Raw genomic sequence first — 9,538 nt, forward strand, 5'->3', positions numbered from 1 at the left:
TTTTCCTGGCGACTATAGCGGTTTGGAACCACCTGAATCCATCTCGAACTCAGAAGTGAAACGAACATGCGCCAATGATAGTGTGAGGCTTCCTCATGTGAAAGTAGGTCATCGCCAGGGTCTTTTTACCAAAGCGGCTTCTTAGCCGCTTTTTTTTAAAAAAAATGCCTAGGTTCAGAGCTTGCTTTTTGCCAAAGGCTTTCGTAAGTTAACCACGATTGTGTGATGGTTAACTTGCCCGTCTATTATGCTTTTTTACTGGGGCATATTTGCAATTTTGACAGCGTTAACTACTTCCCTTATCGCAGCGCATGCCTCCTCTCCGTTCTGAAAAGTAAATTCTGTCCCATTTCCAACCAGTATAGTGCAAGGTTGATTTGCGCCATTGATAGGATCCTCTTCAACTTTTCCTATGTATTCTCTCAACGCTAAAATACCAGCATTGAGCTGTGATAATTCCTTTTCGCCAAGCTGTAACATAGAGCATCCACCATTGCAACAACTGATGACTGATTGAATTGCAGCTTTTACTGTGTCCTGGGAATAGTGTCTTAAATGATATAACACGGAGCCCACATCAAAAACTCGGTTAGTATTGAAGGTTTTTTTCATATACTTAAGGCATTCTACTTCCTCTGCAGATTTGCTTAAATCACCTATTCGTGAATCCAGACCTCTATTAAATTTCGCAATAAATTGCTCATTATCTCGATTACTAGTAATCACAAGATTAATAGTTTCTGCAACCTTGTTTGCAAATTTAAAGAAACTGACTTGTTGTTCTGGACCTATGGATTCAAAAAACTTATTTCGTACATTTTTAAACATTCTATCTCCTATTTTTTTGTGGTTTCTTGAAGCAGGCAAGTGCATCATCTTTAATTAATTAAAGACAATCTTTTTTGCTTCAATTTCGGTTTTTAAAAAGAGATTTTACCAAGGTACTATTATGGAAATCTGTTGGGAAAGAATCATATATTGCAGGGGATATGCAAAAAATGTACAGGTATGTTCATGCTTTCTTAAGCTTTATGTTGGTAATCATAAATGTTCTAGTCGATAAAAGAGACGGAGATTAAGGGATGATCGTGCTCTTGATTTATACAATAGCAATAAAAATACGTCATAAATCATGAGCAGTGAAACGAATCCCAGATTATTTTTCCAAAGAATAAAGAGCATATTTTATAGATTTTCGATTTGACAAGATAACCGCAAATTTAAAACAGTTTGGGAATAAACGTTTTTTAGGAGGCCAACTCGCCTTTTCGGGATGATTAATTTATCAGATAAATTTCTATACGCTCTTTGTTTTTGCCTATATTCAGTCTTTTTAAAGTAATATAACCTACTTCAGATGTTGATTTTACATGGGTCCCACCACACAAAACTCTAGAAAAACCGTCAATTTCCCAGTATCGTTTTTGGCGATTTATATCAGAAAATCCGGTAATAATACGTTTATCTGTTGCAATAATTTTATTATATTCATGCAAAATCTTTTCAAATATGGCCGAGATATTGTGTTGATAACTAAAATCGATTCTAGCCTTATTTTCAGCAATATGGGCACCAATTTTTCTAGCAGTAATGGTTCTTTGAACCAACTCTAAAATCAATTCAGCAGCAAAATGTAATCGCATCAATTTATAGCGGCGAGTAAAATCGATTACCATTAGGACAGCATCCCCCTTAGCGATTCCGTGCCCTGAAGGCAGGGTGTAATAAATCAAGTCCCCTTCTAGTTCAGAATGAGTTACCTCAAGACCATTGACAGTTACCCGATCGCTTTCTTGCCCACCCGAAAACGAAAATCCAATCGTCTCCTCAAAAAGCAGTCGACTCTCGTTTACTGATACCACTTTTGTCATCAATTGATGTTGATATGGATTATCCCAAAATATTTTTTTCATCGTACATACTCTTGTTTTTTAATTTATCGCTACAAAGAGCACTTTCGTTTTAGCTCGGTCACCACACTCCAATCTCCAAACAAGACAATGTCATAATATGTCACTTCATTCGCTTTGACTTGATCCGTTTTTTCAATTTGTTTCTTGATAAGTCCCCACAGTCATTGTGTCTGTAAAATCATTAGAAATGACATTTTTTGATAAAGAATTTTTCCGTAACTTACTAATTTAATTTGAATTTTAACAAAGTATAATAAACGGTATTTCGGAAATATGGGGATGAGATTGTTCATCTGCGCCAATTACAGCTCCTAAACCAATACACATATGAGCAAGGGCATTCATTACCTTACCATGCTCGATACGTTTGTTGAGAACAGCAACTAATTTATTTTTAAATAAAATCGCTGTCATAATAATCTCCTAAACTTACTTAACAATTCGTGCGTTATAACGCATAATAGCCCAGTATAGACTTGTGCGTTAAAACGCACAATCATTTCGAGAGAAATAATGCAAGAAATTTCAAAACGTATTGCAAAAACATTAAAATCATTACGACAGGAGCGAGGCTGGAGTTTGGATAGAACTGCCTTGGAAACAGGTGTCTCTAAAGCGATGTTGGGGCAAATAGAGCGGGAGGAATCAAGTCCAACCATTGCTACCTTATGGAAAATTGCCAGTGGTTTTCAAACATCCTTTTCTTCGTTTATTGAAGACACTTTGGATAGTTCAGCCAATCCCATACATCGTATAGGAAACGCGCAAACTTTACATCCCGCGGATCAAAAAATACGGGTATTTCCTTTATTTCCTTTTGATGAACAATTGTATTTTGAATTATTTGTTATTGAATTGTTACCCGGATGCGAACATTTTTCACCACCTCATAAATATGGAGTTATTGAGCATGTCATTGTTATAGAGGGAGTTATTGATGTATGGCTTAATGGATGTTGGAAAACACTTTGCCAAGGAGAGGGTTTTCGTTTTAATGCGAGTCAAACACATGGCTATCGGAATACAACCCATCATGTATCGCGAATTCATGATATTATTCATTATCCACCACAATGAGTAGCTCAATTTTAACAGTCCATCACAGCATATTGGGCGTAGTTTTACCATAGGGAATTGCCCTGAAAGATGCAGGGCTTTGTTCTTTGCCATATCCGCAGTTAACTCTGGAACGTAAAGTGATTCGGCAGCATTACTGATTGATAAATTTTTCAGCGAAAAAGGCTTTTGCTCCTCCCGTCTATTTTATGGCTTAACAGTCCCCAAAATTAGCTTATTTTAAATGTATTCCCATGTGGATTTTCAAATACATGTGCTATTGTTTCAAGAGAGATAATAGTGTCTGCTTCTTCGCATAATTGTAATATATCTTCATTTCTCTTTATAAATAGATAAGCTTCTTCAACAATCGATTTTTCAGGATCAAAATCAGTCTTCGCTGCAGGACGTGAGTGGTAATTAATGATTCCACATAGTAAATCCTGAACTTTTTCTTTATCAAGATTAGGGTGGTTTTTAACTATTTTTTCTATTGCTCTTTGCATTTTCATTCAAATTTCCTCATGTTAATGAAAAGTTAGTTGAGTTTGAATTTTGTTTACTTTTACTGGTTTCAAATTTTTCCTTAAAATCCTTGAAATTACTAACTATTGATGTACTAATTAATTTGCTTATAAGTTTTTCGTCATTATGTTCGAGTGCTTCAATCAAATTATTCACTAGGGTTATTTTGGAGTTATCTTTGCTATTATCCGCTAGGTTTTTTTTAGCTGAATCTGCTACGCTTATCAACTTTTCTATTTGTTCTATTGTTAGTTTCTTTTCAGTCGTTGCATGAATCAAGAGATATTTTTCAATAGCCACTCGTATTGCTATTACTGGATCTAGGCGAGATAATGTAGTGAATTTATTCTTCCATATTGCTTTGAGTATTAATTCACTTTTATTGAGTGGGATTATTGATTCTATCTGTTGTAAGTTATTTGGACTAGGCCTGCGAATAGGTGATTGGCCGTTCTTATACTGCCAATTGTATAAAAATAAATTTATCTGATCCTTTTCTGAAAGATCTTGGCATTTTATTCCGGATACAATATTCGCTACATTCTCCTTAAAAAAATTCTTCTCAGGAATTATCTCATTAATTTTATTTTGTATTTCTTTTCTTATTTGGAACTTATCTTCTACAGTTAACTCATTTGCTTGCTCTTTTATTGTGTTTTTAAATGTATCAGCGTACCTAATTGCCCGTGTAAGGGGCTGCTTTAAATCTTCCGTTTGCTTGATTAGATTCGCTAATGAAATAACTTGATTTAAATCTTCGAAAGCTTGCAACAACTTATGTTGCGAGGGAATTTTTAAATAGAATTCGTCAATTATTTCTTCGCGTCCGGGTATATACCTTTTTAGGGCATCTTTAGTTTTTTCCAACAAGAAGTGCGAAAACATGTCAGTTCCTAATTGCTCTGGAGTTATATTTTTGCAGGCCTCTCGAAAATTAATTGTAGTTTTTTGTAATCCTATTAAGACAATTTTTTCCATTATTTTATCGAATTGTGTGTTTTCGAGCCGATTTGAAGCTATTTCGTTTGCTTTTTCAAAGAGGACTGGGCTGGGAAAGTAATTACATTTTATTAGAAGATTCTCTATGACTTCCAAATTTCCTAAGGCAACTTGTTTGATAAAAAAATTGTCCTTTTGTTCGATTGATAAATTATCAAAGTGCTCAGGATCAGAAATTTGCTCCATTTCTGCATACACTCCTCCTGGCACACTTAGGTTTTCCAGGAATTTATCTATTTTTATAGAATCGTCACTGATTAAATGGGTGCTATCTATTGTGAGTCTATCTTTAATGGGAAGGTTAGTATTTGTACTTAAAGATACAACAAATCCACATTTCTCCAATAATTGTTTGATTAATTCATTTTGTAGTTCTTTATCTTTTTGGACAGAAATCTCTGGGCCATTTTTTTCTTTTTTGATAGTAACAAAGCTATCATCATAAGGTAATTGATGTTTTCGTACTTTTTGTATTACTTCTTGCAGATCATCGCGTATCATCTTTTCAGTGTAAATTTTGGGGCATGAAGGATCCTTTGGATCCAAAATTATAAGAGGTACGGTAATGTTATAGTTTTCTTTAATCTGTAATGCTTGTGTTGCTAGATTTAATCGATCAAATAAAGTGTTTTTGGGAGCCACTAAAGCTCGGATTGCTTCCTTTGTACCACGCAGTAATAATTCATTTTGTTTTTCAAAAGCATCCCCATTTTTTTGTTGTTTTTTTAATTCCTCTAAGCTAATTCCTTCTTTGAAAAGAGGGTGCTTATCAGCACCTAACCATCGTTTTTCCCAACTGGTAGCATTCTCTTTCCATATAAATTTTTCACCTCCCTTGTGCATATAATTCACATCAGATAATATTCCAATAGGGAAGTATAAGTGTCGTTTGTTCCTTGCTCCCAAAAATAATTCTGTTTTGCCTTCAGGATTTAACAGGGTATAAGCCGTTTTTCCAAGAAAGCGAGTGTTTTTTGCTCCACCTTGTTTGAAATAAACAGCGTTTGCGGCAAGATCAGGATGATCAAGCTCAATTAGAGCAGGTTGCTGGTAACGGGGATCAGGTGGGGAAGCTTCTAAATATTCTTTACGTACCTGATGGATTCCAGTTAGGGGAACTCGGATGTTTTTTCGCTCTTCGTATTGTTCTTTTTCAGTGAGCGTGGCGAAATGAGTTCGAGTAGCCGCAACATACCGAGAAGTGCCGGGATTGTTCATCGCGGTTAATTCAGAATCATAAGCACGTTTACCTTCATTATCCAGGATTGTATTATGTAATCGTACAACGGCTGATTGTTTTGAAATTAATTGCAAAGCACTATATTCACCGGTATTAGGATCAATTAAATTTTCTTCTTCACTATGTTTTTCGGGTATGGTTTCTAATTGAAACTTGAGATAGCGATTATCGCGTAAATATTTATAGCGCTCTAAAGGAATGACTACATTCAAACCATCACTCTGAAAATCTGAAGATTTTTTGTTTACTTCTTTATATAGATCTTGAAACTTTATTGCCTCTTCCTCGGTTGCAAAAACGAGGAGCATCTTTTTTTCTTTAGAATCATAACTCAAAGATTTAATTTCTGGCAGATCACTGGTTTTCAATGCCTCTTTTGGTTTGGGCACACTATCAATTAAACGTGCACAATTTGTCGCCTCAGCAAGATAATCTCTCTGCCTAATTCCCTCTGGAGTTTCAGCAAAGATACGAAAAGCTTGATTATTATAATTCTGCTTATTTGTTCCGTCGTAAAGCTTAGAGAGCATGTGAGCAGTAAATTTTTCGACGAATAATTGAGGATTTTTTTGATATTCACTAAAAAGTTTTTCTGTTTCAGGTAAATTAACAAAGTTTTTTAAAAAATCTTCTTTAGGGTATAGTTTAAAGTTTATACGCTCACCTGTTCTTATATGCATTTCCTGAATACTATTAAAAAAATCATAAAGTTTATCCATTTCATTCTTAAAATTATCCCAATTACCGCCACTCCTCGAAAAAATTAGGCCGACCATGCTTTGAACATTACCGAAATATTGTGATTTATGAGGTAATTGACCTGCTTTATCAGCAATAGCTAATAACAATTGACTCATCTGAAGTGTTTTAGGGGCAGTTGTTTGATTTAATAAGTCGATTAAGCTTGGGTTTTTATTTTTGTTTATTTCAGAAAATCGAATTTCTCCTCGGGAATCAAGGTGTCGAATATAAAATAAATCGTTTGCGCTTTTTATAATCACAAGGCCTTCATTTTTATCCATATCTTTTAATAAATTTTGATGCTTTTTATTTAATTCTGCTGATAAGGCACTCTCCCAATTTAAGGATCCAGGTTTAATACCTGGTGGCATAGGAATCACTTTTACGGCATATTTAGCCTCTAAAGGGTAGCATCTGGATAAGTCTAAACCATGAGCCCAATTCATGATTTCCAATTCATAATTGATTGCTTGCGTTGCATCATTAGGGAATAGAAATGGCAAAATTTGTTTGCATTTATCCTCTTCAGATAAAATTTTAGGAATTAGTGTTTTGATTACCTTTGTTTTATTTGGGGCTTGTTCAATTGCCTTGAACATATCTTTGGGAATGGCGAGTTTTTTGTAATTTTCCTCAATAAAGCGTACTAAAACTCCTGGAATTGCATCCCCAAGTATGTATCGTTCTTGCCTTGGATCCATAATCTTATTTATCAAATCTTCTACTGCTTTATCTTTATTTGGGGCTTTATTAATTTGATCTGCTTCTTCTGGGGTTAAGGTTCCCATCTCCACCAATCTTTTAGTATCTTTAAGTATCCGGTCTTTTAAACGATCTTTGTTGGTAATGGAACTTACTTTACCTGCGCTTAGCGCATGATTAATCTTAGCGAATCCCATTAATTCCACTGTCAGAGCATTACGATAATCGAGATAACGGGCTTTTTCATCAGATGTATAGATACCTTCTTTCGCTTGACAATAATCTAAATAAGCTAAGCCAGAGGTAGTACGAAATCTTTGATACGTTTCTTTTCCTATACCCCATTCCCCTGTCTCACGAAAACCAGTTTCATCTTCTCTACCCACAACGCTAAATAGCATCATAAGTTGTAATTTTTCTATTTGGGATGCTGTTTGGTTTTCTCCTAAAAATCCCAAGATTGTCGGTACCGAAGCAGCTACACGAAGGGAGTGGTGTAATCCATGATTAGGCCGATGAATCACATGATTTACAATAAGTCCTTGTTTTTCTAATGCCTCAACATTAGGCTCTACTTTGACTTTTCCTTGATTGCATGCCTTTAAAAAGGCTTCTCGTTTTTTTGGCCATTCCTTTTCTTTATTTTTATACGTAGAGGGTACGCTCAGAGGATGAAATATAGCAAAATCAGCTTCTTCATAAGTAATAGAATAGAGCAAAGGATCAGAGGGCCGCCTCACGCTTATTTTATAAATTAAGTTACCCTGCCCATATTTTGAATCTTGACCCGAATTTGTTAATTCATTCCCCAACTCATCGGTAAAAAAGGGTCCATTAGTATAGATTTTATGTCCATTGAGTGTTAACTCAAGTAAAAATCTTTGATTGAGCAAACGTTCTGGAATTGAAGTACAGCCGTAGGGGGTTCCTAAAAATTGTTTATTAACAAAGGCGGCTGCCGTAATTAAGCGTCCACTGTGTGAACGTAGTAATGAGAAATCATCTTGTGGTTCATAAGGCATTTTATTCTCCACCATATGTGTCTATTTCTTATTTTATATGGGTGAGATTAACGAGAGTTGATATAGGTATGAATATCAGGAATGACGGATTCCCTGATTAATATCTTTTTGAGGAAATTACTTGCCTATCCTTATGAAAATTAAGATAATCCTGCAAGTAAATCACGCATGGACTCATTTCAGATAGCCACTAAGACTTACTGCAGCTTATTAAGATCAGTTGCACATAATACTTCATTTTATTAAACGAAGTTTGGGATTATTTTACAGGATTTATGATTATGATTAAATTTAAGTTAATACCCTTACCTTTTCTTGTGTACTCCAATTTAATTTTTGCAGGTACAGTGGGATCTATATCTCAGTCTGAAATGCTCCCGTCGTTTCTTTTTATTGGACTTGGTGGAAGTTATAATTCGGTTAAGCTCGATCAATATCTAGATCCACTCATTGGAACTACAGATATTTATTCTGGTACTACTTTAGTGGCGTCCGGTTCTGCTAATGGCCCTGCTACTCCTTTTCACGATACACAAACTACATTTGCTCCAGAGGCACAGATAGGCTATGCTAGATTTTTTTCTAATACAGACTGGCTCTGGGGAACTAAATTTTCCTATAGATATTTATCGATAACTGCTACAGATGCAAACATTGTTGCGCCCCAGGTGGGTTCAGTTACTTCAGTGGATGGTACTACAATTGATTTTACTGGCCGTGCTACTATTGATTCAGTACAAACCCAAGTGAATCATGAATTAGATTTAATTCCATTTATTGGGCATTCATTTAAAAAGAGTTATGCCTATTTGGGTATTGGGCCATCGCTATTTGGTACAAGAACCAATATCTATAATATTACAGGATATGCAGATATCGACGGTGAACATATAAATGTTTCAGGCGCGCCCGTTAGTTTTTCAAGTTCCAAGTGGATGTGGGGTGGAGTGGCTCAAATTGGCCTGACTTATTTTATCCATCCCACCTGGTTCTTAGATATCAATTATACTTATGCGATTACACCTCATAATGAGACCAATTATTTAGCCCCATTTTCCGGGACATTATCTAATGGGGATACTAAATCAGGTACTTTATTTGGTACGTCAACTCAATATATAACAGTACAAGCGATATCCGTTTCAATGAACAAGACTTTTGCAATATAAAACTTTTATCTTCCTGGTAAGCAACTGTTTCGAGCTTAAATTTCAAGAGCGGTTGCGTCCAATTGATGCCTCAGAATTAAATTTAAGTAATGATCACTTTTATTAGAGCTCTGACATAACATCAGGAATTGAGTAATTTTTTTGAATTTTTTACAAGAATATTAAGGCGAG

General features: G+C 35.2%; 7 protein-coding genes and 1 rRNA gene. 3 read left to right on the plus strand and 5 right to left on the minus strand.

Annotated features, from left to right (window positions below):
• Positions 1–4: 4 nt before the first annotated feature.
• Positions 5–120: ribosomal RNA gene (rrf, locus tag EKG34_RS00005) — 5S ribosomal RNA — on the plus strand.
• Between the two features lie 135 nt (positions 121–255).
• On the opposite strand, the gene EKG34_RS00010 is transcribed toward rrf, so the two are convergent.
• From EKG34_RS00010 to EKG34_RS00020, 3 genes are all read right to left on the minus strand, one after another.
• Positions 256–828: a hypothetical protein gene (locus tag EKG34_RS00010; RefSeq protein ID WP_003632383.1), complete on the minus strand. Its 573-nt coding sequence runs from the start codon at positions 826–828 to the stop codon at positions 256–258.
• 449 nt (positions 829–1,277) lie between these two features.
• Positions 1,278–1,913 (minus strand): alanyl-tRNA editing protein, encoded by a 636-nt coding sequence (locus tag EKG34_RS00015; protein ID WP_003632382.1) that lies wholly within the window; start codon positions 1,911–1,913, stop codon positions 1,278–1,280.
• 240 nt (positions 1,914–2,153) lie between these two features.
• Entirely contained in the window at positions 2,154–2,327 is a 174-nt protein-coding gene (locus tag EKG34_RS00020; protein WP_003632381.1) for a DUF2000 family protein, read from the minus strand.
• 99 nt (positions 2,328–2,426) lie between these two features.
• Here EKG34_RS00020 and EKG34_RS00025 point away from each other — a divergent pair, with 99 nt between their 5' ends.
• Positions 2,427–2,990 (plus strand): helix-turn-helix domain-containing protein, encoded by a 564-nt coding sequence (locus EKG34_RS00025; protein WP_003632380.1) that lies wholly within the window; start codon positions 2,427–2,429, stop codon positions 2,988–2,990.
• 209 nt (positions 2,991–3,199) lie between these two features.
• Here EKG34_RS00025 and EKG34_RS00030 read toward each other — a convergent pair whose 3' ends face one another.
• Positions 3,200–3,481 carry an RNA-binding protein gene (locus tag EKG34_RS00030; protein ID WP_003632379.1) on the minus strand — a complete coding sequence of 94 codons (282 nt, stop codon included), beginning with the start codon at positions 3,479–3,481 and terminating at the stop codon, positions 3,200–3,202.
• A 10-nt stretch (positions 3,482–3,491) separates the two neighbouring features.
• Positions 3,492–8,198 (minus strand): SidE phosphodiesterase domain-containing protein, encoded by a 4,707-nt coding sequence (locus EKG34_RS00035; protein WP_003632378.1) that lies wholly within the window; start codon positions 8,196–8,198, stop codon positions 3,492–3,494.
• A gap of 281 nt (positions 8,199–8,479) precedes the next feature.
• On the opposite strand from EKG34_RS00035, the gene EKG34_RS00040 reads away from it, so the two are divergent.
• Entirely contained in the window at positions 8,480–9,367 is an 888-nt protein-coding gene (locus tag EKG34_RS00040) for a hypothetical protein (RefSeq protein WP_003632377.1), read from the plus strand.
• Positions 9,368–9,538 lie beyond the last annotated feature (171 nt).

This window comes from Legionella longbeachae, from assembly GCF_004283175.1.
GTDB lineage: Bacteria > Pseudomonadota > Gammaproteobacteria > Legionellales > Legionellaceae > Legionella > Legionella longbeachae.

Bases quoted from the DNA above. Each gene is read 5' to 3' on its own strand.
- EKG34_RS00010 (WP_003632383.1), bottom strand. From the start codon at position 828: ATGTTTAAAAATGTACGAAATAAGTTTTTTGAATCCATAGGTCCAGAA.
- EKG34_RS00015 (WP_003632382.1), bottom strand. From the start codon at position 1,913: ATGAAAAAAATATTTTGGGATAATCCATATCAACATCAATTGATGACA.
- EKG34_RS00020 (WP_003632381.1), bottom strand. From the start codon at position 2,327: ATGACAGCGATTTTATTTAAAAATAAATTAGTTGCTGTTCTCAACAAA.
- EKG34_RS00025 (WP_003632380.1), top strand. From the start codon at position 2,427: ATGCAAGAAATTTCAAAACGTATTGCAAAAACATTAAAATCATTACGA.
- EKG34_RS00030 (WP_003632379.1), bottom strand. From the start codon at position 3,481: ATGAAAATGCAAAGAGCAATAGAAAAAATAGTTAAAAACCACCCTAAT.
- EKG34_RS00035 (WP_003632378.1), bottom strand. From the start codon at position 8,198: ATGCCTTATGAACCACAAGATGATTTCTCATTACTACGTTCACACAGT.
- EKG34_RS00040 (WP_003632377.1), top strand. From the start codon at position 8,480: ATGATTAAATTTAAGTTAATACCCTTACCTTTTCTTGTGTACTCCAAT.